The organism is Caballeronia udeis, from assembly GCF_001544555.2.
GTDB classification, from domain to species: Bacteria; Pseudomonadota; Gammaproteobacteria; order Burkholderiales; family Burkholderiaceae; genus Caballeronia; species Caballeronia udeis.
This window is the reverse complement of the sequence record NZ_FCOK02000023.1, coordinates 24,871-50,674: the sequence shown is the minus strand read 5'-3', so window position 1 is coordinate 50,674 and position 25,804 is coordinate 24,871. Positions and strand designations below refer to the sequence as shown.

20 protein-coding genes and 3 pseudogenes are annotated in these 25,804 nt (G+C 61.2%); 10 read left to right on the top strand and 13 right to left on the bottom strand.

The features are described from left to right. Nucleotides 1-94 precede the first annotated feature (94 nt). The 8 genes from AWB69_RS18000 to surE all read left to right on the top strand — a co-directional run bounded on the left by AWB69_RS18000 (nucleotide 95) and on the right by surE (nucleotide 8,961). Nucleotides 95-2,599, top strand: coding sequence for an acyl-CoA dehydrogenase (locus AWB69_RS18000; protein ID WP_062087125.1), 2,505 nt, complete (start codon nucleotides 95-97; stop codon nucleotides 2,597-2,599). A 36-nt stretch (nucleotides 2,600-2,635) separates the two neighbouring features. After that, nucleotides 2,636-4,066: a 3-oxoacyl-ACP reductase gene (locus AWB69_RS17995; protein ID WP_062087123.1), complete on the top strand. Its 1,431-nt coding sequence runs from the start codon at nucleotides 2,636-2,638 to the stop codon at nucleotides 4,064-4,066. A 1-nt stretch (nucleotide 4,067) separates the two neighbouring features. Beyond that, nucleotides 4,068-4,970: a MaoC family dehydratase gene (locus AWB69_RS17990; RefSeq protein WP_062087121.1), complete on the top strand. Its 903-nt coding sequence runs from the start codon at nucleotides 4,068-4,070 to the stop codon at nucleotides 4,968-4,970. Continuing rightward, a complete protein-coding gene (locus tag AWB69_RS47775; RefSeq protein ID WP_156528889.1) occupies nucleotides 4,967-5,107 on the top strand; it encodes a hypothetical protein in 141 nt (46 codons plus the stop codon). Before AWB69_RS17990 ends, AWB69_RS47775 begins: the two co-directional genes overlap by 4 nt. Beyond that, on the top strand, nucleotides 5,104-6,417 hold the full coding sequence (locus tag AWB69_RS17985) for an acetyl-CoA C-acetyltransferase (RefSeq protein WP_062087119.1): 1,314 nt from the start codon (nucleotides 5,104-5,106) through the stop codon (nucleotides 6,415-6,417). The genes AWB69_RS47775 and AWB69_RS17985 overlap by 4 nt, the downstream gene beginning before the upstream one ends. 269 nt (nucleotides 6,418-6,686) lie before the next feature. Further along, nucleotides 6,687-7,610, top strand: coding sequence for a DUF1571 domain-containing protein (locus AWB69_RS17980; protein ID WP_082913466.1), 924 nt, complete (start codon nucleotides 6,687-6,689; stop codon nucleotides 7,608-7,610). A 196-nt stretch (nucleotides 7,611-7,806) separates the two neighbouring features. Further along, entirely contained in the window at nucleotides 7,807-8,046 is a 240-nt protein-coding gene (locus tag AWB69_RS17975) for a hypothetical protein (protein WP_062087117.1), read from the top strand. A gap of 126 nt (nucleotides 8,047-8,172) precedes the next feature. Beyond that, nucleotides 8,173-8,961 (top strand): 5'/3'-nucleotidase SurE, encoded by a 789-nt coding sequence (surE, locus tag AWB69_RS17970; RefSeq protein WP_062087115.1) that lies wholly within the window; start codon nucleotides 8,173-8,175, stop codon nucleotides 8,959-8,961. Between the two features lie 53 nt (nucleotides 8,962-9,014). Here surE and AWB69_RS17965 read toward each other — a convergent pair. The 8 genes and pseudogenes from AWB69_RS17965 to AWB69_RS17935 form a co-directional block, all read right to left on the bottom strand. Next, nucleotides 9,015-9,758: pseudogene (locus AWB69_RS17965) on the bottom strand (sigma 54-interacting transcriptional regulator); the annotation flags it as partial. After that, entirely contained in the window at nucleotides 9,749-10,513 is a 765-nt protein-coding gene (locus AWB69_RS47770; RefSeq protein ID WP_156528888.1) for a P-loop NTPase family protein, read from the bottom strand. The gene AWB69_RS47770 and the pseudogene AWB69_RS17965, both read right to left, overlap by 10 nt. After that, on the bottom strand, nucleotides 10,468-10,887 hold the full coding sequence (locus AWB69_RS17960) for a hypothetical protein (protein WP_156528887.1): 420 nt from the start codon (nucleotides 10,885-10,887) through the stop codon (nucleotides 10,468-10,470). Before AWB69_RS17960 ends, AWB69_RS47770 begins: the two co-directional genes overlap by 46 nt. Before the next feature lie 129 nt (nucleotides 10,888-11,016). Continuing rightward, nucleotides 11,017-12,498, bottom strand: a complete 1,482-nt coding sequence (locus tag AWB69_RS17955) for a type II and III secretion system protein family protein (protein ID WP_082913465.1) — start codon at nucleotides 12,496-12,498, stop codon at nucleotides 11,017-11,019. Nucleotides 12,499-12,629: 131 nt separating this feature from the next. After that, nucleotides 12,630-13,595: a Flp pilus assembly protein CpaB gene (gene cpaB, locus AWB69_RS17950; protein WP_062087112.1), complete on the bottom strand. Its 966-nt coding sequence runs from the start codon at nucleotides 13,593-13,595 to the stop codon at nucleotides 12,630-12,632. Nucleotides 13,596-13,628: 33 nt separating this feature from the next. Beyond that, nucleotides 13,629-13,978 (bottom strand): annotated as a pseudogene (locus tag AWB69_RS47070) (TadE family protein). Nucleotides 13,979-14,088: 110 nt separating this feature from the next. Next, complete coding sequence (locus AWB69_RS17940; protein WP_062087110.1) at nucleotides 14,089-14,658, bottom strand: A24 family peptidase; 570 nt, start codon at nucleotides 14,656-14,658, stop codon at nucleotides 14,089-14,091. Nucleotides 14,659-14,889: 231 nt separating this feature from the next. After that, nucleotides 14,890-15,051, bottom strand: a complete 162-nt coding sequence (locus tag AWB69_RS17935) for a Flp family type IVb pilin (protein WP_062087109.1) — start codon at nucleotides 15,049-15,051, stop codon at nucleotides 14,890-14,892. A 979-nt stretch (nucleotides 15,052-16,030) separates the two neighbouring features. Here AWB69_RS17935 and AWB69_RS17930 point away from each other — a divergent pair. Both AWB69_RS17930 and AWB69_RS17925 read left to right on the top strand, forming a co-directional pair. Continuing rightward, a pseudogene (locus AWB69_RS17930) lies at nucleotides 16,031-17,125 on the top strand (ShlB/FhaC/HecB family hemolysin secretion/activation protein); the annotation flags it as partial. Nucleotides 17,126-17,285: 160 nt separating this feature from the next. Further along, nucleotides 17,286-17,759 carry a DUF2147 domain-containing protein gene (locus AWB69_RS17925; protein ID WP_062087107.1) on the top strand — a complete coding sequence of 158 codons (474 nt, stop codon included), beginning with the start codon at nucleotides 17,286-17,288 and terminating at the stop codon, nucleotides 17,757-17,759. Between the two features lie 119 nt (nucleotides 17,760-17,878). On the opposite strand, the gene AWB69_RS17920 is transcribed toward AWB69_RS17925, so the two are convergent. From AWB69_RS17920 to AWB69_RS17900, 5 genes are all read right to left on the bottom strand, one after another. Beyond that, nucleotides 17,879-18,373, bottom strand: coding sequence for a transposase (locus AWB69_RS17920; protein WP_062087105.1), 495 nt, complete (start codon nucleotides 18,371-18,373; stop codon nucleotides 17,879-17,881). A 166-nt stretch (nucleotides 18,374-18,539) separates the two neighbouring features. Next, a complete protein-coding gene (gene zapE / locus AWB69_RS17915) occupies nucleotides 18,540-19,637 on the bottom strand; it encodes a cell division protein ZapE (RefSeq protein ID WP_062087104.1) in 1,098 nt (365 codons plus the stop codon). 127 nt (nucleotides 19,638-19,764) lie between these two features. Beyond that, nucleotides 19,765-21,195 carry a dihydrolipoyl dehydrogenase gene (gene lpdA / locus AWB69_RS17910; protein WP_062087102.1) on the bottom strand — a complete coding sequence of 477 codons (1,431 nt, stop codon included), beginning with the start codon at nucleotides 21,193-21,195 and terminating at the stop codon, nucleotides 19,765-19,767. A 104-nt stretch (nucleotides 21,196-21,299) separates the two neighbouring features. After that, the gene (odhB, locus tag AWB69_RS17905) at nucleotides 21,300-22,592 is read right to left on the bottom strand and encodes a 2-oxoglutarate dehydrogenase complex dihydrolipoyllysine-residue succinyltransferase (RefSeq protein WP_062087100.1); all 1,293 of its coding nucleotides are present in this window, start codon (nucleotides 22,590-22,592) and stop codon (nucleotides 21,300-21,302) included. A 197-nt stretch (nucleotides 22,593-22,789) separates the two neighbouring features. Next, entirely contained in the window at nucleotides 22,790-25,648 is a 2,859-nt protein-coding gene (locus AWB69_RS17900) for a 2-oxoglutarate dehydrogenase E1 component (RefSeq protein ID WP_062087098.1), read from the bottom strand. Nucleotides 25,649-25,804: the final 156 nt, after the last annotated feature.

Here is a 25,804-nt window from a genome sequence, read left to right as displayed (position 1 = left end):
CGGGTATGTAATGTGCTGAACAATAAGCTGCCGATGCACGCCGCCTCCATGCCGTTCTGCCGCACACTATCGAACAACATCAGGAGAGGTCGTCATGACAGCCAGCTTCGTGATCGCACTGTTTATCGTGAGCGGCGCTCTGCTGTACAGGCAAGCACCCGCCGTTGCCTGGCTCGCATGGACGGTGATATGGGTGGCTATCGGCTGGTTCGCGGGGGTGACCGGACCAGTCGTCACAGCGTTGCTTGCGATCGTCTTCGTGCTGCCGCCGCTCGTGCTTGCCATCAAGCCAGTGCGCCGCGCGCTCCTGACCAAATCCATCTTCGAGCTGTTCCGCAAGATCCTGCCGGAGATGTCGCCGACCGAACGCGATGCGATCGAAGCCGGCACGGTCTGGTGGGATGCAGCGCTGTTCTCGGGACGCCCGGCATGGGACACGTTGCTCGCACTCGGCGCACCCACGCTCACGGCTGAAGAACAAGCGTTCATCAACACTGAATGCACGCAACTCTGCGATCTCGCCAATGACTGGGAGACGACGGCGGTCTGGCAGGACCTGTCACCGCAGGCATGGGAATTCATCAAGTCGAAGGGCTTTCTCGGCATGATCATTCCGAAGCAGTACGGCGGCAAACAATTCTCCGCCTACGCGCATTCGCAGGTCATCATGAAACTCGCCACGCGCTGCTCCGCCGCAGCGGTTTCGGTGATGGTGCCCAACTCGCTGGGTCCCGCCGAATTGCTGATGCACTACGGCACCGAAGCGCAGAAGGATCACTATCTGCCGCGCCTCGCCCGTGGCGACGAAATCCCCTGCTTCGCGCTGACCAGCCCCTACGCGGGATCGGACGCGGCGGCCATTCCCGACGTGGGGATCGTATGCAAGGGTTTGCATGAGGGCCGCGAAACGCTCGGCTTTCGTGTGACCTGGGACAAGCGCTACATCACGCTTGGGCCGATCGCGACCGTGCTCGGCCTCGCGTTTCGCGCACTCGATCCCGACCATCTGCTTGGCGCCGACGACGAAGCCGGCATCACCTGCGCGCTCATTCCCACCACGCATCCGGGCGTCAACATCGGTCGTCGTCACTGGCCGCTGAACGCGGTGTTCCAGAACGGCCCGAACCGGGGCAACGATGTATTCATCCCTCTCGACTGGGTGATCGGCGGACGCGAACAGGTCGGCAACGGCTGGCGCATGCTGATGGAATGCCTTGCAGCGGGGCGCGCGATTTCGTTGCCATCGTCGAACGTGGGCATGGCGAAGCTCGCCGTGCGCGGCACCGGTGCGTACTCCGCCGTGCGGCGGCAGTTCCGTACCGCTATCGGCAAGTTTGAAGGTGTGCAGGAAGCGCTCGGCCGCATGGGCGGCAACCTGTATGTGATGGACGCGGCACGCCGCTTGTCGGCGCAAGGTGTCGATCTCGGCGAGAAACCGTCGGTGATTTCCGCGATCGCGAAATATCACATCACCGAACGTGCGCGCAAAGTGATCAACGACGGCATGGACGTGGTCGCCGGCAAGGGCATCTGCATGGGGCCATCGAATTTCCTCGCCCGCGCTTATCAGCAGGTGCCCATCTCGATCACGGTGGAAGGCGCGAACATCCTCACGCGCAGCCTGATCATCTTCGGCCAGGGCGCGATCCGCTGTCATCCCTACGTGCTGAAAGAGATGACCGCAACACGCGATGCCGACCGCGCGAAAGGCCTGCGTGATTTCGACAACGCGTTCTTCGGTCACGCGAGTTTCACGGCATCGAACGTGGCGCGCAGCCTCGTGTTCGCGTTGGGCGGCAGCGTGCTGATCGCAAGACCCCAGCGCGCCGACGCGCGTCTTGTGCCCTACTATCGCGCGGCCACGCGCATGTCCACCGCGTTTGCACTGCTGGCAGATGTATCGATGTTCGTGCTCGGCGGCGAATTGAAGCGGCGCGAACGCCTGTCCGCAAGACTCGGCGATATCCTCTCGCAGCTCTACCTGATCTCGGCCACGCTCAAACGCTTCGAAGACGATGGCCGCCCTGAAGCCGATCTTCCGCTCGTGCGCTGGGGTGTTGAAGATGCGCTGCATCAAGCGCAAACGGCCTTCGAAGGCATACTCTCCAATTATCCGAAACCACTCGCTGCAGGTTTTGTGCGCGTCCTTGCGTTTCCGTTTGGCATGCCGCATTGCGTGCCGGGGGATCGGCTGGGAAGCGCCATTGCCGAGTTGATGACAACCCCCGGGGACGCCCGCGAACGTCTGGTTGCGGACTCGTACGCGCCGCCCGCGCATATTGATCCGCTCGGTTACGGCGAGTTGATGTTCGCGCTCAGCCCGAGATACGCTGAAATCGAGCATAAGCTGCGGGATGCGGTCAAGGCCAGGCAGATCCCGCCGATGCCGCAAAGCCTGCCCGAACTCGACGCTTGGAGCGCGGCTTGCGAATCGCGCGGTTTGATCGATGCAAACGAACGTCAGGTACTCTCCGACTACGCGCGCTACGGCGTGGAGGTCGTCAAGGTCGACGACTTCGGCGCGGACTTCGGTATGCTCGATGCGTTGAAGAAACGTCAGCAAGCGCTGGCGAACGAGCCGGAGGAGATCCATGCGTGACCCTTCACATAAGCCCTAAATTGTTCTCAGGCAGGCATGAAAGATCGCTATCTCGACTTCGTCAATTCACCCTTCGGCGCGAGCATCGCGCGCTCCATCGGCCTGCCGCAGCCCGAAGTATTGCTGCGGTACGCGCAGGGCCGCGCGGAATTCGGGGGTATAGCAGCCATTGGAGCAGGGCCGTCGCCTACGCTGTTCGAACCGATGCTGACGCTGCTGACTTCGCTCGGCATGACAAGCGTCGCCCACGAAAGTGCGCTCGGCTGGCTGTCCGTCGCGGCAAGACATGGCGCCATGAGCGGCCGCTTCGAAGCGCGTGCGCCGGGCGCGCCGCCGAACGACCGGGTGCAGGCGCTGATCTTCGACGCAACGGGCATTACCGACAGCACGCAACTACATGCGCTTTACGGCTTCTTCCACGATGCCATCCGGTCGGTGGCGAAGAGCGGGCGCATTGTCGTACTCGGATTGCCGCCCGAATCCTGCGCTTCACCGCGTGCCTGGACCGCGCAACGGGCGCTGGAAGGCATGACACGTTCGCTCGGGAAGGAAGCGCGTGGGGGTATCTCTGCGAATCTGGTGCAGGTCGAACCGGGCGGGGATATTGAAGGGGCGCTGCGTTTTCTGCTGTCGCCACGCTCGGCCTATGTGTCGGGCCAGGTCGTGCGTATCGACGCCACGCCTGCCAATCCACCCGCCGACTGGAACCAGCCGCTCGCGGGCAAACGCGCGCTCGTGACGGGCGCGGCGCAAGGGATCGGTGCGGCGATTGCGCAGGTGCTGGCCGATCGTGGCGCGCATGTAATCGGGCTCGACGTACGCGAGGCGCAGGACGCGCTCGACCAGACCATGCTCTCGCTTGAAGATGCCTGGCCGTCGCAAGGCGCGCACACGGCGCTCGTCGCGGATATCACCGCCTCTGACGCACCCGCGACCATCGCGGCCGCGCTGCTGGCAATGGGCGGTGTCCATATCGTCGTGCACAACGCCGGCATTACGCGCGACAAGACCATCGCGAAAATGACGGAGGCCGCGTGGGACAGCGTGATCGACGTGAATCTTTCGGCGCAGGAACGGATAGACGACATGCTGCTCGATCAGCATGTGCTGCATGACGGCGGCCGGATCATGGGGATATCGTCGATCAGCGGGATTGCCGGCAATCCTGGCCAGACCAACTATGCGACGTCGAAGGCCGGTGTGATCGGCCGCGTGCAGAGCATGGCCGAATCGCTGCGCACACGGGGCATCACGATCAACGCGGTGGCGCCGGGGTTCATCGAAACGCAGATGACCGCCCGGATTCCGCTGGGACTTCGCGAAGCCGGACGCCGCTTGAATTCGATGAGCCAGGGCGGCCGGCCCGTGGATGTAGCAGAGACTGTCGCGTGGCTCGCCAGCCCCGCATCCGCCGGCATCACCGGCAACGTGGTGCGCGTGTGCGGACAAAGCCTGATCGGAGCGTGACATGAGCATGCCGCTTCCGTCGGGCTCGCCACGCATGCGCACGGTGATCCTGGAGACCCTGCCGCCTCCGGCAAAACTCTATGGCCGCGCGCTGCGGGGCATTTTTAAACGCGCGGATGCGGTCGACCAACTGCCGCCGCTGCGGCTCGTGCGCCCGGGCGTGACGCTCGATCCTGAACAGATCGGCCGCTATGCGCGGGTGTGCGGGTTTATCCCCGAGCAAGGCGTGCCAGTCACGTTCCCTCACGTGATGGCGTTCCCGCTGCATCTGATGCTGCTCACCGATCCCGCGTTTCCCTGGCCCGCGATGGGTCTCGTGCATGTGTCGAACAGCGTGCGCTTGCGGCGTACGCTGCACTCCGGACAGACATTGCGCATTGAAGTGGAAAACGGCGCGCTCGAGGCGCATGACAAGGGCCAGGTGTTCACGCTGCATACGCGTATCTATCGTGGTGGCGAAGCGGTATGGGATGCGGACAGTGTGTATCTGAAGCGTGGTGCCGAGGGTCGGGGCAGCGCTTCGATCGTCACCGATACAACGCCCCCCGCGCTCATACGTGAAGCACGCTGGCAACTTCCTGCACAACTCGGCCGCGATTATGCAAAAGTGTCCGGCGACTTCAACCCGATTCATCTGCACGCGCTGACGGCGAAAGCGTTCGGCTTTCCGCACGCAATCGCGCATGGCATGTGGACACTCGGGCGTACGCTCGCGGCGCTGCAACCGTCGAAGCAACTGGATACCGCCAATGTGCGTGGCGACTTCAAGTCGCCTATTTTCCTGCCGGCAGAGACGACGCTGTGGACCGCGGCTTTATCGGCGACAGCGCGCGACTTTGAAGTGCGCGATCTGGCGGGTGAGCGGCACCATCTGCGCGGCCGCTTCGAGTGGGAATTGCCATGATGCAACCCCGAGTCATGAACGAGTGCCGCGATGTACTCGCAGCCTTGTACAAGAACGTGCGGTGTTTGAAACCAGCCGCGCCGGCCGGTTTCGATCCCGAAGCGCCCGCCGTATCCTTCGACGAGATTTCATCATGACTGTGAGCGCCCTTCCCGCCGTGCGCCGCGTGGCTATCGTCGGCAGCAACCGGATTCCGTTCGCGCGTTCCAACACGGCGTATTCAACGGCATCGAATCAGGACATGCTGACGTTCACGCTGCAAGGCCTGATCGATCGATACGACCTGCACGGCCTGCGTCTCGGTGAAGTCGCGGCGGGCGCGGTGATCAAGCATTCACGCGACTTCAATCTAACGCGCGAAGCAGTGCTGTCCACCACGCTCGCCTGGGAAACGCCCGCCTACGACGTGAGCCAGGCGTGCGGGACAGGCCTTGAAACCGCGATCCTCATCGCGAACAAGATTGCACTCGGGCAGATTGATGCAGGCATTGCGGGTGGCGTGGATACGACTTCCGACGCGCCTATTGGCGTGAACGAACGGATGCGCAAGATCCTGCTGGAAGCGAACCGCGGCAAGTCCACGGCGCAGCGCATGAGCGCACTGGCGAAGCTGCGGCCCGGCATGCTGCTCAAGCCCATGCTGCCGCGTAACAGCGAACCCCGTACCGGCCTGTCAATGGGTGAACACTGCGAGTTGATGGCCAAGCGCTGGAAGATCTCGCGCGAAGCGCAGGATGAACTTGCGCTCGACAGTCACCGCAAGCTGGCAGCGGCGTACGAGCGCGGTTTTTTCAACGACCTGATGACACCGTACAAAGGCCTTTCACGCGACAACATCTTGCGCCCGGACCTCACGGCCGGGCAACTCGCTGCGCTGAAACCCGTCTTCGATCGCGACGCCGGTACGCTCACAGCCGGTAATTCCACGCCGCTCACTGACGGCGCATCGGCGGTGTTGCTGGCGTCCGAAGAATGGGCGGCTGCGCGCAACCTGCCCGTGCTCGCTTATCTGACGCTCTCGGCAACCGCGGCAGTCGATTTCTTCGACAAGAAAGAAGGCCTCCTGATGGCGCCCGCGTACGCCGTGCCGCGCTTGCTCGAACGGGCCGGACTTGCACTGGCCGACTTCGATTTCTACGAGATCCATGAGGCATTCGCGGCACAGGTGCTGTGCACGCTCGCGGCCTGGGAGGACGAGGAATACTGCCGCACGCAACTCGGGCTGGACGGCCCGTTCGGCTCGATCGAGCGCAGCCGCATGAACCTCAATGGCGGTTCACTGGCAACCGGTCACCCGTTCGCGGCGACCGGCGGACGGATCGTGGGGACGCTCGCCAAGATGCTGGCGACGCTGGCACAGGCGCCCGGCGACACGCGAACGCGCCGCGGTCTCATCTCCATCTGCGCCGCGGGCGGACAGGGGGTTGTCGCCATTCTCGAGCGCTGACGCCGGCGGGCGAGCCGATCAGGTTTTGTCGACGGTACCCCCGAAGATATAGCGCGATGCCCCGGAATTTTCGGTCTCCCCGAGCCGTTCTAAGACAAGGAAAGATTTCGGCCGTGAACTGTGCGACGCATACGCAGCCAAAGTAGAACGAACGGACCACGGAGAACTTCATGCATCGAGCACGACAGCGCCGCCAAAACCGTCAGCTGATTCGCGTAAGCGTCTGGATCTGGGGTATGTGGACCGCGATTGGACTCGCAACCATCGCCATGCCCGCCAGCGCACAAGACGCGGCCAGCGCGGCCACGGCCGCCTTGCCAGTGTCCTCCGCCACCTCCGCGGCCGGTCCGGCGCTCTCCGCCAGCATAACGAGCGTAACAAACGCATCGAGCACATCGAGCGCACCGCCGACGACACCCGCGGCGCAGGTCGACAAACTCCCGCTCGATGACCAGGTCCGCTGGCTGAGCCAAGCCGCGTTGAGCGGCATGCTCGCCAATATGAGCGACCCGGCGCTCGTGGCGCTGTTCAAATCGCTTGATCCGCTTGCGCTGCCGCGCTACCTGAAGAACGGCCCCAACGGTTATCCGTCGTATGAGTTCACCATGCTGCGGCGTGAGCGTATCCATGGCAGGTGGCCGAATCAGGCTGACCACATGCTGGTGCGCCTGACGCGTGACCCGCTGCGGGTCTACGCAAAATGGCTGCCCGACGGTGCGCATGCGGGCCAGGAAATTCTCTATGACGAAACCTCACGGCCCGACCAAATGTACGGCCATCTGGGCGGTTTTCTGAAGGTGATTGCGCTCTGGGCGTCACTCAACGGCCCGCTTGCGCACTCGCAATCGCGACATTCGGTCCGCGATCTCGGTACCGAATACATCACGCAGCAGTTCCTGGCCGAAGGCAAGAAATTCGCCGACGCCGGGGTCACGCGTGCCGACGACATCGAAGTAAAAACCATTGACGGTGCGCGCGTGGTCGCCTTCACTTACGAAACCCCTTCCGGACAGCCCGATTTTTATGCCAAGAAGGAAATACTCGGCCTGGACCTGAGGCGGCCGTTTTTCCGGACGGCGGAATCCTTCGACAACGACGGCAATATCTTCGAAAGCATTGTGTTCCAGAACATCGTGCCGAAGACCTTCGACAACGCCACGTTCAGCCCCAGGAACCCGGCTTACAATTTTTAACCTCATCAAACACAATATTTAGCCTCCCCGATCGTCTTCATCGCAGACGCACGCGTGGCATTTGTTCTGTTTTAAGTTTCGCCTAAGACTTGATCGGTACCCTGCCCCAACTTCATCGAAACGTGACACGCTGTTGCGTGGTTCAATCGACGCTCTGCACGAAACAAAGACAAAGCATTAACGAAAGGAGTTCGTCATGAACCTCCGCAACGCATCGGCTCCGGTACGAGCCATCAAACGATTACTCAGCCATCACGAAATCGCCACGCTGCTGTTGCTGCTGCACGCGCCGATCGACGCAATGGCCGCGCCTCCCGACGTAGCCTCGCTGAGCGAATACGGCTACGTGGAAATGGTATCGCCCACGCCAGGCGAGGCCAAGTTCCGCCTCACCGAAGACGGCAATGCGGTGCTGCGCGGACTTGGCATCAAGTAAATACGCAAGCACACAGTCTTCGTGGACACCGTTCACGAAGACTCCCCATCACGTCTCCGCCCCGCATCGCGATCTCTGGAATAATCGATCGATTGACGTTTTCCCTCAATCGAAAGGAGATTTGCAATGCCCTCTGCGACGTCCGCCCGACCCAGACTTGCACGCGTTCTGCTGACCAACGACGACGGTATCGACGCACCCGGCCTCGCCGTGCTTGAAGCCGTTGCTGCCGAACTCGCTGACGAAGTGTGGGTCGTCGCCCCCGAGCACGACCAGAGCGGCACCTCGCACTCCATCAGTTTGCATTCGCCGCTGCGCGTGAGCCAGCACGGCAAGCATCGCTTCGGCGTGCTCGGCACCCCCGGCGATTGCGTAGTGATGGCTGTGCGGCATTTGATGCAGGACGCGCCCCCTACGCTGGTGTTGTCGGGAATCAACCGCGGCGGCAACCTGGGCGTGGAGACCATGTTCTCCGGCACGGTCGGCGCGGCCATGACGGGCTTGCTGCTCGGCTTGCCATCCATTGCATTGAGCCAGACCTTCAGCGATCGCGACAACGTGCGCTGGGATACGGCGCGCGAACTCGCACCCGGCGTGATCCGCTCGCTGCTCGCCATCGCGCACGACGCACCGACTTGCCTCAACGTGAATTTCCCGGACATAGACGCCGCTTTGGCCGGCCCTCTTACCCCGACGCGCCAGGGCGTGGGGTTGGTTGAAGGTATCGACGTGCTGCCGCAAACCGATCCGCGCGGCCTGCAATATTACTGGCTGCGTTTCCAGCGCGGCCCGCGCGAGAACGCGGCCGACAGCGAGACGGCGGTGGTAGCGTCGGGCCGGGTCTCGGTCACGCCGCTGCACTTCGAGCGGACCGACGAACACACGTTCGCCGCGTTAACCGCAGCACTGGCGTAGAAGTCAACCCAGGCGGCGAGCGCGTCGGGTGCGGCACCGCTGCCTGCAACGTCTCACTCCTCGGCGCGAGTTTCAGGTTCTTCGTCGAAGATCTGGAACTTGCGCATTTTTTCCCACAGCTCCTTGCGGCTGATGCCAAGGTGACTCGCGGTATCCTGCCGCCGCCAGCCGTTCGCCTCGAGGGCGGCCAGCACGCGGTTGCGTTCGTTCATGTCCCACTTGCTGCGATCAACGATCACTTCAGCACTCAGCTCTGGCGGCACCGGCTGAGAGGTGCGGGCAAGCGTAAGCAAGCGTTGCAGCCGCGCGGTATCCCACGATCCCACTTGCCGCACAGTCACGCCTATGCGCTCCGCCAGATTGCGCAGCTCACGCACGTTGCCGGGGAAATAATTATCGGCGACGGCATCGGCCAGCCAGTACGGCAACTCGGGCAAGGTCGCGAGCTTCTCTTGCCCCACCACCTGCGCGATGAACGACTTGAACAACGCAATCTTGTCCAGTGCCCCGCGTTCCTCCAGCGACGGAATCTTCAACTCGATCACCGCCAGCCGATAGTAAAGATCCGCGCGGAAGTCGCCGTCCTTCACCAATTGCGGCAGGCTCTTGTGAGTCGCGGCGACCAGCCGGAAATCCACCTTGACCGGTGTGGCCGAACCGATCCGCGTGACCGCACTGTCTTCCAGCACGCGCAATAACTTGACCTGCTGATAGAGCGGCATATCGCCGATTTCATCGAGGAACAACGTACCGCCGTCGGCTTGTTCGAAGTAACCTTTGTGCGCGATCACAGCGCCCGCGCCGGCAGCACCGCGAGCAGCGGCAAGCCAAGCCGCTCGGCAATCTGCTCGGCGCCAAATTGCAACATAGGATCGAACTTGTTCACGACCAGCTGCAGCTTCTGCGGCGCATCGGCGGTATCGCGATCCTTCGGCAAGCGCGCATCGACATCCTGGAAACGCAGGCCTTCCAGCAACTCCATGGCGGACACCGCTGACGCCACGTTCGGATCGCAAACCAGCCACACGTTGTCCGCGGCACGCACCATCTGCGCGACAAACTCAAGGTTGGTAAAACCGCCGAGATCGACGATCTGGTGATCGAAGAAGGTCCGCAACCGGTTAACCAGGTTCACCGCCGACGCATACGACACCTCGCGCATCGCCGTGAGATCCGGCGGCAGTGTGGTTACCGCCAGGCCACTCACGTGGCGCCCGAACGCGGTATGGACGAAGGTCTGGTCGAAGCGGCGCAGGTTACGCACGGCATCGACGAAATTAAATTCGCTTTGCGTGTCGAGCAACACCGAACTGTCGGCAGCGGGAATGCCCAAGTCGAGCAGCGCGGCGGTCTTCGCCGCTGCCGTACCACGCTTTTGCAGCTTCACCGCCAGGTTCGCCGCCAGCGTGCTGACGCCTACGCCAATACGCGCGCCGAGCAACACCGTCATATGCCCGTGACGGTTGGTGATCTGTTCTGTCTTCGCGGACTGGCCGGCCTGCTCGATCAACTGCTTCGCAATCCGAAGTGCTTCGCCAGGCTCACCTTCCACGTCGATAAAATCACGTACACCGGCGCGCAATGCCGCAATCGCGCTAGCCGACTGCTGCAGTGACCGAGCGCAACAATGGCAACTCCCGGGAATGCATCGTGCACTGCGGCCGCCACGGCGGTCGCGCTTGCGATGCTGGCCTCGGGCGCTTCAAGCGGCGCGCGGGCAAAGTCGATGAACACCATCGCGGCGCCCAGCGTCGATATCTTCGGCATCAACTCGACAGCGTCGAACGGCACATACTCGAGCGCGCCCAGCGTACCCAGCGCGTGCGCGAGCCAGGCCCGGTGTCCCGAATCCGAGCAGACGCACAGGAACCGGACGCCTGGAGGACGCGCTTCCGTCTCAGTCAAAGATAGAACTCTTGCGTTCATCGCCGCTTTCTCCTGCCACATCGGCGCGGGCAACGCTGCCTGCACACCTCGCGCGCGCCGCCGTTCCGGACGAACTTGCACGCGTCTTCACAATCTGCCTGCCACCCCCTCTCTCAGCACTTGCGCCGATCATTTCGAGAACCCCGGCACCTCGTCACTCGACGCCGCGACACCTCCCATGAACGAGCGCCACACCGGTCCGTCGCGCTGCTCGGATTGCTCGCCGGGCGTGGCGGGAAGCACTGCGCCCTTTGCGATCGGCGAGACCAGGTGCGGTGTCACGATGATCACCAGTTCGCGATCGTTCTGCGTGTATTGCAAGGTCTTGAAGAACGAGCCGATGATCGGCAAGTCGCCGAGCAACGGCACTTTGTCGACGTTCGATGCCGTCTCGCGATCGATCAGGCCGCCGATCACGAAACTCTCGCCGTCGCCGAGTTCGACTGTGGTGTCCGCACGCCGCGTCGTGATGGCCGGCACCGAAATGCCATTGATGGTCAGCGCGATCCGCCGCGGCCCGAGCACGGTCGGTGTGACGGTCAACCCGATACCGTAGGGCTTATAGACAATGCTGATCGTCCCAAGGGACTGCGGCACCGGCACCGGGATCTCGCCGCCTGCGAGAAAGCTCGCACTCTGCCCCGACAATGCGACAAGCGTCGGCTCGGCCAGCACGCGCGCCAGGTTGTTCGATTCGAGCAGGCTCAGGTTCGCGAAAATACCGCGAGTCCCGAGGTTCACCATCAGGTTGAACGCGCTGCTGATGGGCGTCGTGGACATGACCTGCAGATTCGAGGTTGCGCCCCCTGTATACGACGTCACCGACGAAGGCGAGAAAGTGCCGAATGCAAACGCGTTGTTCTGCTTGAAGAAATTGAAGCCCGCTTCCTTCAGCACAGCCTTGCTGAATTCGACCACCTTCACATCGACCTGCACGACGGGACTTGTCGCCACCGTCGATGCATCGAGGACCGCGCCCTCCTTCGCACCGCCCCCGCTACTGCCTCCGGTCACCGCCGGGTCAGGCGAACCGCCGTTCTGCCCGCGCGAATCCTTGGCTGATGCTCCTGATGACGTATCCGGCGAACCGGTGGTACCCGCAACCGACTCCCTCGCTACGGCGATAGCAAGCTCATGGGCATCCATGCTCGCGGCGGACCCCGTTACAACCGCTGTCCGGCCAAGCACGTTCACCGCAGGTGTATCGCTGCCGAGCAGTTTGCGGGCGGCCAGCGTGGTGACGTTGATCGTGTAGGTCCGGGGCGCGCCCTGACCGCGCTCCCAGATCATCATCTCGGTACGTCCCGCGCTTTTTCCGACCAGCAACAAGCCACCGTTCGCACCACTGCTGCTCTTGAGCCAAAGCACGTCCGCGACCGCGGGGTCGCCCACGGCAACACGCTGCAATGTGCGCCCCATCGCGATCTGCTTCTGGGCGCCGACGGTGATGTCGATAACCCTCGACACCGCCGAGTCGGCCACATCAGCCGCAGGCCTAGCAGTCTTCGCACTGGCGTACGGACTCGCCGTACACGCGCACACCAGCGTGGCGAGCAATAACCGACCAGCGCCAGAGACGCCGTGTCCTCGATAAGAAGCCGTGGCTTTCATGATTTTTATATATCGACTGCGTACTGCTTTGTCGCCATACGGCGGCATGGCCCCGAACTTTCTTTTGATTTCGACTCCTACTCGTCCTTCTACTCATGCTTCTAAATGTGTTTACGGCGCAGCCTGCATTTTCAGTACGTCACCTTTTCCCTATGCGCACCGCGAATCAACTCGAGATCATTCGACACCGCCTGAACACGCGGCGCACGCGCCGCAAGCATGGAAGGCATTGCCGGCAATGGCGGCATGACCGGCGTGCGCGCCGACCGTTCGCCACGGGAACCCGCCAGCGCCTCCAGGGACAAACCCGTAGCCGCACGCGATGCATCATTATTCGGCATCCTTATCGATGCGAGAAGCGGTGCCATGGCGGGCGGCTCGGCTATGTCGGTGTCGGCGGGATTACGCAGCGCCAGCACCAGACGGCCTGCGCCTTCGGCGAGCGTGAGCGCATCGATATCCGCCGTGCGCACGGCCAGCACCGCCGTACGCGCACCCGCACCGCGCGGGGCATTGGCCGCGTTGGCGTTAGCGTCGCCAGCATCCGACGTGCCGGGCAGCGTCGCATCGCCGAAACTGAGCACCCGGACCTTCGACAACAACAGCCGCGCTTGCGTCGCATCCACCTCCGCATCCGCGCCAGGACCAGCGGACATATCGCGTTTGAGCATGAAAAACACGTCGACGAAATTGCCCGGCCGCACCCGGTTGCCCACCGCATTGCCCTCGTCCACCCGCACCGCGATGGCACGTTCGCCGGGGGCGATGGCATCGGCAAGTCCGGTAGTGAGATTCGCTTCGGAGAGCGGCGTATTCGCGGTTATCGCGATCAGTGGCACGCGCCCCACGAGCCCAGTGGCATCGGCGAACTCACCCGCTCCGCGCGATGGCGCCATCCGCAAGGTCAATGCATCGGCGTCGATCGGCTTGCCGGGAGGCAGATCGCGCTTGGCCACGACCACGGGAAAGCTTGCCTGGCCCTGCACGATCTGCGGCACGGGCGCCACAGGCCGGCGCGAGAGGGTCCACGCGAAAATGCCGAGCAGCACGGCAAGTACGATCAGGGACACAGCGAGGATGCGGGTAATGTTAGCCATGATCGTCTTGGTTGTTTCAAGCGCGGAGAACGCCTAAAACAGGTTCTCCGGGTTCAGTTGCACCATGGCGCTTGCGATGAGACTTGTCGGTACCGGTAGCCCGATCAATGGCAGCGAGGGCACGAGCGGCTGGCCCGCGTAGTTATATTTGAGCGTCACATTCACGCATTGCATCGTGGCGTCGAAGCTGCATGCCGCATACGTGGCGGTACAGGGTGCCACGCCCGCGAGCCAGTTGACGAGACCCGTCGCAGTGGTGCACGCGCTCCTTCCGATGCAGCGAGCGTGAGCGATTGCTGCGCGACGAAGATCATGCTGTACGTAACGATCGCGTAGAACACGAGGAAGAAAAGCGGAAACACGATGGCGAATTCCACCGCCATGCTGCCGCGTTGCACCCGGCGACCAGCGCGGGATCGCCCATGTACGGGGGCACGTATTCGGACACGCTGTTGAGCGTCCTGCGACACCGGCCGTGCGGAATTGAGCAGGGTCATCGGGCGGCCTCTAATGCTTGCAGCGTCAGACTTCCTATCGCGGAGATGGCGAGCAGTGCGGCATACGGCGTAGCCCTTCGACCTCCAACAATGAAGGTGTACCCTGATGACCGTTCGGCGCCAGGTCTAGTGACGTCGTGAAAGCCTTCCACGTAGCCGTCAACATTCGGTGAGGATTCCAATGAACTTGACGCGTTCTTCCGCCTCCCCTCGATCACCGCTGACGCAAGCAAATACAGGGCATGAATCCCAGCGGCAATACTGGCGACGATCCACAGCGCGGGCAATGCGTGAAAACCGCACCATGCACCGAGCGTAGTGAACACCTTGACGTCGGCGGCGCCCATCAGGCCGATCAAATAGAACGGCAAGAGCGCAAGCAGCCCGGCCATGGAACCGAGCGCGGCACTGGATACGTCGATATGAAATGGCGAATGACCACCCGCCACAAGCACCCAGGCCACCGCCAGTCCCGCAATAACGAGCCAGTTGGGTATGCGGCGCGACCGGCAATCGAATAAGACGACCGCGAGTGCCCAGCTAATGAATAACGCGGCGTTAATCATGATATGGACTCGCTTCAACCAGGCAAACTAATCCCGCCGGCCGCTCTTTAAAGCAGTCGACTGGACAGCCCGGCGTCACGCCTGCGCGCAGCAGATCCGCTACGTGTTATGCGAATTAACGCAACACCACACAGTGAGTGAGCTATACCGGCCAACAGGCCGGTATAGCCAATAATTGCTACGCGAGAAGAATGTGACGCTTTGATGCCCGGCGGCGCGAAGCCTGTGTCGCTATAACACACCCACAATAGAGGTGAACACGCTCTGCAGTTTCGTGACAACGCCACCTACCGAGGCCGCGAGTGCAACCGCGATAAGACCGGCAATAATCGCGTATTCAATGGCAGTGACGCCGCGTTCGTCTTTGACGAAGCCTTTGATAAACTTAGACATGATGCTTCCCTCGGATATTTTTAATGGCCATCTGGCAAATGATCCGGCATTTTTCTGGGTCGCCGCCAGCGGGTTCTCTCTTCCCCGCGGGCTTGGCTCCACATGCCTGGGTGCGCGTCGTTGCGCGCGATTTCATTTGCCGCTTCTCTCAAGTTCTAGACGTGTAATCGATGGTGCCTCCATCAGTCAGGATATCAAACGATGAATCCCTGAAACGATTTATAGCTGAACGCTATCTTGAAATCAACGGGTAACCAGCAATAATTTCATCGGTTGTTACCCTCGACAGGTAAGGTTTGTGTCACAACAACACTTTGTATTCAAACACTTACCTCGACCTGTCATTTTTGTTGGCATTCGCCGAACGATGCGACGGCTAACCATCCAGTTAGCGGAACGTCTCTCACAAACTTTAAGAATTCTTATCTTCTAGTGTTTTCCCTCCCGTCCGCACTCATTATTCGGATGACCCGCACGCATTATTAGGCCGACGCAATACGGCTTCGTATTGGAAATCGTTCGTACTACCGTCAAGTGAATGTCTGACAGTGCACACGAGCGACAAGGGGTGTGATTGCGCATGACCGACCGCTCACGTAGTAAGCGTTGAATGCGTGCTCGAATTCATAGCCGGATTCGTAACCCGACGCATACGGCGTTACGGGCCAAGGCGTAACGACCTTGACCGCACGTTACGTTACGTGAGACCTCGGCGCGGCGTCGCCCCATTTCCTCAAGACCTTCGGCCCACCGGCAAAGCCATGCCAGGCCTTGTACCGTCTGGTTAATCCTTTATTCATACCAAACCGTTCGTCATCCTCCATACAAATGGCACGCGTCCTGCAATAAGACGATGGCAATTCAAAAAGCAAAAACTAAATACCATCCGAGGGCGTTATGAAGACCATCCAAATCCAAAGCGGCGCATTGCGCGTCACCATTCTCACCGCGGCTATCGCGACCGTGTTGGCCCTTGGCGCCCCCGCAGACCACCGACGGCGCGACCACGCTCGATCTCGATGTCGAGCGCAAGCCCTTCAATTTCGCGACCGGGATAGACATGAATCATTCCGGTGTGCAGGGGATTATTACTGCAACGGAAAACGGCCTGCTCGGACAGGGTGAGACGCTGGGCGTCTCGGCGCTCGCGCCCAAGGGCCGCGACGATCAGACCTATTTCGACGTCAACGGCTCATTGCCAATAGGTACCGACGGCTTCACCGTCAAGGTAGATGCATCGCACTACTATGGACATCCTGTCGATAACCCCTATCTACCCTCCTATGTCGAGCGCACTGTCGTCAACGACAAAGTGGGCCTGTCTGCGTCGTATACGTTCGTGTTGAGCAACACGCGCAACCTGATCGGCACGGTCGGCGCGTACGCTTCGCATGACGAGGACCGCTACAAGAACACCATCACGGGCGCGCAGCTTGGCCAGCGTTCGCAGGTGCGTGTAACCACGTTGCAACTCGACTACACCGGCGTGGATACGGGAACTGTACGGCGCGCGAGCCTGAACGTGGCGAAAGCGTTCGATGTGCTTGGGGCATCGAAATCGGCGGACACCAACATTCCGGGCGTTGTCACGACCAACCCTGCGTCGCTCACCTTCGTGCGCACCGGCGCGACGGTCTCGCAGACCAACGAATGGCCGTTCAAGATAGGCACCGCGATTGCGGCGACCGGACAATACAGTGCGGACTCCCTGCCGACGTCGGAACAGATCGCATTTGGCGGACAACGCTTCGCGCTCGGTTATCAGCCGGGAGAAGTATCGGGCGATTCGGGTTGGGCCGCATCGGCCGAAATCAACCGGCCGTTTGCAATTGGCCTGGCGTTTTTGAAGACCTTCACGCCCGACGTTTCCGTCGATACCGCCCACACGTATCTCCATGCCGGCGGCGCGAAACCAAGCCGCCTGGCATCAATAGGCGTGGGCTTCCGGATCTCCGATGCTAAGTACTACAGCCTGGATTTATCGCTGGCGAAACCGGTGAGCGATGCCCCGCTGGAAGGGAGCGGATCGCGCCGCCCGCGCGTCAACGCAACCTTTTCCTACCAATTCAATTGAAGCAGGACAAGCCATAGCGGCCAACCAGGTCCGACTAGAGGGTTTGTACAAAACGCATCCCGATGCTTTGACGTATTCTGTCCGGCACGCTGTGCCCCGTGGCCGGCAGAATAACGACATCGACAATGTATCAAGAGACGTTTTACCTCAAGGAGGAAGCATGACGGGACTTACCCCACGCGCCTATGGGCATTTCAGACGCATCCTGCTGGCCGGCGCACTACTCGCCTCGGCAGCAACAGCCATGGCGCAGGCTGCATCTCCCACGGGACTCTGGCAGACCATCGACGACAAGACCGGTCAGCCCAAGGCAGTCGTGCAGATCGCCCAGGACAGCGATGGCACGCTCAGCGGCAAGGTCCTCAACGGCCTGGGCAACAACGACGATCCGAACCGCCGCTGCACGGCCTGCACGGATTCACGCAAGGATCAGTTGATGAAGGGCATGACCATCATCAACGGCATGAAGCCCGATGGCGATACGTGGGATGGCGGCGAGATCCTCGACCCGGAGAACGGCAAGGTATACAAATGCAAGATGCATCTGGAAGACGGCGGCCAGAAACTTGTGGTGCGCGGATATATTGGCATTTCACTGCTCGGACGCTCGCAAACCTGGATTCGACAGCAATAGGAACGCTGCGTCATGTTGTCTGAAGCATAAAAACCCGTCTGAGGACGTCGAGCCTCCCAGACGGGTTTTTGTGTGCGAGCGACCTTTGCTCGCACGTCACATCGCCTATCACACCGCCATCAGGCCGCGTGACGCACACCGCCCCGCGTGTATTCAACCGGCTCGGCCGGGGTCAGCGGTCCGAGCGGAACGAGCGACCCAGGCGGCATGAGCACGGGCCGCACATCGCCCTGCATCTCCGCAAGCTGAGCGATATCCGCAGCAACCGCATGGTCGCCCAATCCCTCGGGTAACTCGGTTGGCACTCGCATGCGCGAGGTCATCAGCGAATACAACCCTTCACTCGCTGGGCCGAACAATTGCTGCATCACGCGCCCGAGCACACCGGATTCGTGCCACGCCTTGAAGCGCCGGTGGCATGTCTGATACGACGGATATTTGCGGGGCAATGTTGACCATGAAGCGCCGCTGTACATGACCCAGAGCACGCCGTTGAGCACGGCGCGGGTGTTGGCGAGCGGCCGCCCGCGCAACTCGGGACGAGGCCGCAACTCGGGCAGCAAAGGCGCGACCATTTGCCATTCTTCGTCGGACATATCGCGGTAAGGCTTCATGGTTCTCTCCAGTCACAAGTAAGTGATTAGAAGATACCGATCCGCCGGAAACCCCGGAATAAGACATGTCCGAATCTTGAAATACGGTTCAAAGCCTTACAGCAGTAAGCTCGCAGCGAAATTATGAGTCTCGCATTGTCAACTCGGCCGTTCGGCCGACGCTGCTTCAGGTCAGCGAGGTATCCACCAGCCGGCGCTCGGACTCCAGATACTCCTTCGACTGCATCTCCGTGATCCGCGAGACCGTGCGGGCAAACTCGTTGGCCATCGGCCCTTCCACGTACAGTTCTTCCGCGGGCACCTCCGCCGACATCAGCAGCTTCACCTTGTGGTCATAGAAGACATCGATCAGCCACGTAAAACGCCGTGCCTCGGACGCATTGCGCGGCGACATCTTTGGTACATCGGAGAGAATCACCGCGTGGAAGCGGCTCGCCAGTTCGAGGTAATCGTTCTGCGAACGCGGGCCGCCGCAGAGCGTCGCGAAGTCGAACCAGACCACGCCATCGGCTTTGCGCAGGGCCTTCAGCTCACGCTTCTCGATGCGCAGGATCGGGCTTTCGTCCGGCACGGCGGCAAGCTTGGCGAAGTCGGCGCGCAGCGCCTTGTCGGCGGCAGCGCCCAGCGGCGTATGGTAGGCGGTCACTTGCGACAAGGTCCGCTTACGATAATCCGTACCGGCATCGACATTGATCACGTCCAGCTTCGACTTGATCAGCTCAATGGCAGGCAGCAGCCGATCGCGATGCAAGCCATCGGGATACAGCAAGTCAGGGTCGTAGTTCGACGTCATCACGAACTGCACGCCGGCGCCGAACAAGCGGTCGAGCAGCCGATAAAGAATCATGGCGTCGGCAATGTCCGAGACATGGAACTCGTCGAAGCAAATCAACCGGTAACGCTTTGCCACACGTCGCGCGAGTTCATCGAGCGGATCGGCCGTGCCCTTCAACTCCTCCAGTTCCCGATGCACCTCGCGCATGAACTCGTGGAAGTGCAGGCGCGTCTTGCGCTGCACCGGCACCACCGCGAAGAAACTGTCCATCAGGAAGCTCTTGCCGCGTCCCACGCCGCCCCACATGTAGACGCCGCGCGGGATCTCCGGATGCACGATCAGCTTCTTGAACGCGTTCGAGCGGCGCGCCTTGTAGGCGACCCACTCGTCATAGCAACGCTGCAACCGTTCGACCGCCGCCAGTTGCGCTGCGTCCGACTGATAACCCCGTGTCTGCAGTTCGTGTTCGTAGTATTCGTTGACGTTCATGGTGCGAGGGACCGGGTGCCCTGAAGTGAGCCAAAATGAGCTGAAGAGGCTGAAGGCCGTGGATAAAACAAAGGCGAGCGGGAAAACTCCCGCCCGCCTTCGTCCTGCTGCTCAAGCCGTGCTGCTATTACATGTTGAGCGCGCGTTTGTCGACGGCGAGCGCGGCTTCGCGCATCACTTCCGACAACGACGGGTGCGGATGGCAGATCCGGCCGATATCTTCCGATGCCGCCTTGAATTCCATCGCCACCACGGCTTCAGCGATCAGGTCCGACGCGTTCGCTGCAATGATGTGGCAACCGAGCAGTTCGTCGGTCTTCGCGTCCGCGATCATCTTCACGAAGCCGTCAGCCTTGCCGATACCCAGCGCGCGGCCGTTCGCCATCATCGGGAACTGGCCGGTCTTGATCTCGCGGCCTTCAGCCTTCAACTGCTGTTCCGTCTTGCCGACCCACGCGATTTCCGGTTCGGTGTAGATCACCCACGGAATGCAGTTGTAGTCGATATGCGGCTTCTGACCGTCGATGATCTCCGCCACCAGCACGCCTTCATCTTCGGCCTTGTGCGCGAGCATCGGACCACGCACCACGTCGCCGATTGCGTACACGTTCGGCACGCTGGTCGCGCAATGGTCGTCAACGGGAACAAAACCGCGTTCGTCCACCTTCAGGCCGATGGCTTCCAGACCGAGGTTATCCGTGTTCGGCACGCGGCCGATCGACACGATCAGGCGGTCGGCGTCCAGCGTCTGCGCGTTGCCGTCCTTGTCCGTGTAGGCCACCGAGACGCTCGAATCCGTCGTCTTCACTTCGCCGATCTTCACGCCAAGATGAATGTCCAGGCCCTGCTTCTTGAACTGCTTTGCGGCTTCCTTGGCCAGCGACTCGTCGCACGCGCCGAGGAACGCGGGCAGCGCTTCGAGCACGGTCACGTCCGCGCCCAAACGGCGCCACACCGAGCCCAGTTCCAGCCCGATCACGCCCGCGCCGATCACGGTGAGCTTCTTCGGCACGGCGTCGAACGACAGCGCGCCTTCGTTATCCGCAACAATCTTGTTGTCGACAGGAATGCCCGGCAGATGACGCGCCTTCGATCCCGTCGCAATGATCACGTTCTTCGCGGTCACGGTTTCGGTTTCTGCTTCGCCGCTCACTTCGATCTGCACACCGGCGTCCGTCTTGCCGGTGAACTTGCCGTGACCCTTCAGCCACGTGATCTTGTTCTTGCGGAACAGGAACTCGATGCCCTTCGTCATCTTCTCGACAATGCCGTCCTTGCGGGCGAGCATCTTCGCGATATCGAGCTTCACGTCGCCCACGTTGATACCGTGATCGGCCAGGTGATGCGAAACGTTTTCAAATTCCTCCGACGAAGCCAGCAGCGCCTTCGACGGAATGCAGCCCACGTTCAGGCACGTGCCGCCGAGCTTCAGATTGCCGGCCGGGTTCTTCCAGCTTTCAATGCACGCAACCGACTTGCCGAGTTGCGCTGCACGAATTGCCGCGATGTAACCGCCAGGGCCCGCACCGATCACGACGACATCAAATTCTTTGGACATGACTATCCTTCTCTTGTTGGATACACAACGCGTCCGGGTCTACCGAACGCGCCATGAGTCCCAAATAAGGTTTTACTGCCAGATTTAAAGGGCCAACGCAGGGCTTACAGGTCCAGCAGCAAGCGAGCCGGGTCTTCCAGCGCATCCTTCATCGCGACCAGCGACAACACGGCTTCGCGGCCGTCGATGATCCGGTGGTCGTAAGACAGCGCCAGGTAGTTCATCGGACGAATCACGATCTGGCCGTTCTCGACCACGGCGCGTTCCTTCGTTGCGTGCACGCCGAGAATGGCCGACTGCGGCGGGTTGATAATCGGCGTGGACAACATGGAACCGAACACACCGCCGTTCGAGATCGAGAACGTACCACCTGTCATTTCCTCGATCGACAGCTTGCCGTCGCGCGCCTTCACGCCGTATTCAGCAATCTTCTTCTCGATGTCGGCCAGGCTCAATTGATCCGCATTGCGAACGATCGGCACCACCAGGCCACGCGGCGAACCAACAGCAATACCGATGTCGAAGTAACCGTGATAGACAATATCGTTACCGTCGATCGACGCGTTCACCAGCGGATACTTCTTCAGTGCGTGGACTGCCGCCTTTACGAAGAACGACATGAAGCCGAGCTTCACGCCATGTTCCTTCTCGAACTTGTCCTTGTACTTGTTGCGCAGGTCCATCACCGGCGCCATGTTCACTTCGTTGAACGTGGTCAGGATGGCGTTGGTTTGCTGCGACTCGAGCAGACGCTCGGCAATACGTGCGCGCAGACGCGACATCGGCACGCGTTGTTCCGGGCGATCCTTCAGCCATTGGTCAGCGCCCGGCGCCTTCACGTCCGGCAGGGACGGACGAGCAGCCTTGGCAGGAGCGGCCGGCTTTGCAGCAGGCGCGGAAACCGCAGCGGAAACAGCCGGCGCACCTTGCGTGGCGGCCAGGGCGTCGCCCTTCGTGATGCGGCCATCGCGGCCCGAACCTGAAACCTGGTCGCTCGAGACGTTCTTCTCGGCCAGGATCTTGGCGGCCGACGGCGAAGCCGACGTGTTGGAAGCGGCAGCCGATGCCGTTGCCGGAGCAGCTTCCTGCGCGGCCGGTGCCGGCCGCACTTCAGCCGCGCCTGCGGCGGCAGCAACTGGTGCTGCGCCCGCTTTCGCTTCCGTATCGATCGTCGCGATCAATTCTTCGGCCGTCACTATATCGCCGTCATGCTTGATCACTTGCGCCAGCACGCCCGCAGCCGGTGCCGGCACTTCCAGCACGACCTTATCCGTTTCGACTTCGACGAGAATTTCGTCGATGGCAATTGCATCGCCCGGTTTTTTCTTCCACGTCAGCAAAGTGCCTTCCGACACGGACTCAGAAAGCTGGGGAACCTTGACTTCTACGATAGACATTATGTTTTTCCTGAATGTATCTGGGTACAACGTCAATTCCTGGGTGACCAGAGCGTGTAAATGCAGCGCGCGTCCAACGGGTCTTACCAACCGCGAGCGCTGCTTGTGCATTCCACGTTCAAAATCGAAACTTGAATCACAGGACAGCGCATGAAAAACCGGGGAGCCGCCAAAGGCCGATCCCCGGTCACAGCCGTTTACTTCGAGATTGTCTGCGCGCCCTTCAACCGGCCAAACGCGCCTTCGATCAGCGCCTTCAGCTGCTCGTAGTGCTTCGCGTAGTAGCCGACTGCCGGGGATGCCGATGCCGGACGGCCGCTGTAAGCCAGCTTCTGTCCTTCACGCATGCCTTCACGCAGATGGTGCTCGACGTAGAACCAGGCGCCCTGGTTCTGCGGCTCGTCCTGTGCCCAGACCACTTCGGTCGCGTTTTCGTATTTCTTGATTTCCGCGTCGAATTGCTTATGGGCAAACGGATACAACTGCTCGATACGGATGATCGCGACGTCGTTCGCCTTCGCTTCGCGACGATGCGCCACCAGGTCGTAATACACGCGGCCCGAGCACACGATCACGCGCTTGACCTTCTTCGGCTCGACCGCGCCGTCCACTTCGCCGATGATCGGCTGGAACGAGCCCTTCGCCAGTTCCGACAGATCCGACACCGCTTCCTTGTGACGCAGCAGCGACTTCGGCGTAGCGACAATCAGCGGCTTCCTGAACAAACGGATCATCTGGCGGCGCAACAGATGGAAAATCTGCGCCGGCGTGGTCGGCTGGACCACTTGCATGTTGTGATCCGCGCACAGTTGCAGGAATCGTTCGATACGTGCCGAAGAGTGCTCCGGACCTTGGCCTTCATAGCCGTGCGGCAAGAGCATGGTGAGACCCGAAACGCGGCCCCACTTCACTTCGCCCGACGAGATGAACTGGTCGATCACGACTTGCGCGCCGTTCACGAAGTCGCCGAATTGCGCTTCCCATGCAACCAGCGTGTTCGGTTCCGCAGTCGAATAACCGTACTCGAAACCGAGCACCGCTTCTTCCGACAACACCGAGTCGATCACGGTGAACTTCGCCTGACCTTCAGCAATGTTCTGCAACGGAATATACGTACCGTCGTTCCAGCGTTCGCGGTTCTGGTCGTGCAGCACGGCGTGACGGTGCGTGAACGTGCCACGGCCCGAGTCCTGGCCCGTGAGACGAACGGCGTAACCCGACGCCACCAGCGACGCATAGGCCAGATGCTCGCCCATGCCCCAGTCAAGCTTCGCTTCGCCACGGCCCATGGCGCGACGATCGTTGATCACACGCTCGACCAGCGGATGCACCTTGAAGTTTTCCGGAATCGACGTGATCCGTTCAGCGAGGCGCTTCAGTTCTGCCAGCGGCACGGCCGTGTCGGCTGCATCGGTCCACTTGCGGTTCAGGAACGGAACCCAGTCCACCGCATATTTGCTCTTGTAGTTCGAGAGCACCGGATCGACCGTGTGGTGACCGTCGTCCATTGCCTGGCGGTACGCCTTCACATAACCGTCAGCGTCTTCAGCCGTGATCACGCCTTGCTGCACCAGCTTTTCAGCGTACAGCGCGCGCGTACCCGGATGCTTCGCGATGGTCTTGTACATCAGCGGCTGCGTGACCGCCGGCGTGTCCTGTTCGTTGTGGCCGAGCTTGCGGAAACAGATGATGTCGACAACCACGTCCTTGTGGAATTGCATGCGGAAGTCGATTGCCAACTGCGTGCACAGCACGACCGCTTCCGGATCGTCGCCGTTCACGTGCAGCACCGGCGCTTCGATCATCTTCGCCACATCCGAGCAATACAGCGTCGAGCGTGCATCGCGCGGGTCGGACGTCGTAAAGCCGATCTGGTTGTTGATGACGATATGCAGCGTGCCGTGCGTGCCGTAACCGCGCGTTTGCGCAAGGTTCAGCGTTTCCATGACCACGCCCTGACCGGCAAACGCCGCGTCGCCGTGAATCTGGACCGGCAGCACTTGCAGCCCGTCGACGTCGCCGCGACGGTCCATCCGTGCCTTCGCCGACCCTTCGACCACCGGGTTCACGATTTCGAGGTGCGACGGGTTGAACGCGAGCGACAGGTGGACCGGGCCGCCGTCGGTGGATACATCCGACGAGAAACCCTTGTGATATTTCACGTCACCGGCCGGCAAGTCGTCGACGTGCTTGCCTTCGAACTCGGCGAACAGGTCAGCCGGCATCTTGCCCAGCGTGTTCACCAGGACGTTCAGACGTCCGCGGTGAGCCATGCCGATAATGATTTCCTGCACGCCGGCTGCACCGGCGTGGCGCACGACTTCGTCCATGGAAGCGATGAAGCTCTCGCCGCCTTCCAGCGAAAAACGCTTCTGGCCAACGTATTTCGTATGCAGGAAACGCTCGAGCCCTTCAGACGCCGTCAGGCGCTGAAGAATGTGCTTTTTCTTGTCGGGGGTGAAATTCGGCGTGGAGCGGATCGATTCGAGCCTTTCCTTCCACCAGCGCTTCTGTTCCGGATCGCTGATGTACATGAACTCGGCGCCGATCGTGCCGCAGTACGTGTCACGCAATGCCTTCACGATCTCGCGCAGCGACGCCTGTTCGAACCCGAAATACAGGTTCTGTGCATGGAACATCTGGTCCATGTCGGCTTCGGTGAAGTCGTAGAACGCGGGTTCGAGCTCAGGAATGGCCGGGCGCTCGCGGCGCTTCAGCGGATCGAGGTTGGCCCATTGCGAGCCGAGGAAACGGTAGGCGCCAATCAGTGACTGGACGTAGACCTGCTTGCGCGCGGTCGCCAGATCACCACTGCTCTCGCGCGGCACGAAGCCGTTCGATTTCGCGCGTTGCGCGAACGATTCGACGATAGGGCCGTGGGCCACGTCGTTGTGATTCGTCCCATCCGATGCAGGCACGTTCTGCAGCGCATCGAAATAGGTACGCCAGGTCTCGGGCACTGACGCGGGATTATCGAGATATGCCTCGTACTGTTCTTCGACGTACGGGGCATTACCGCCGAACAAATAGGAGTTCAGCTGGGAATTCTTCATCATTTTTACGCTCACCTTTCTTCGAGTTTCTCGAGAAATAGCGGGTTACTCAACCTTCCGCAACACGGCCTGACCGTTTAGCGGATTGCGCGAATCAAGTCTGCTTGGAAGGACCTAAAACTGGCAATACCTTCTCTAGCATAGCACAGATCAATGCGT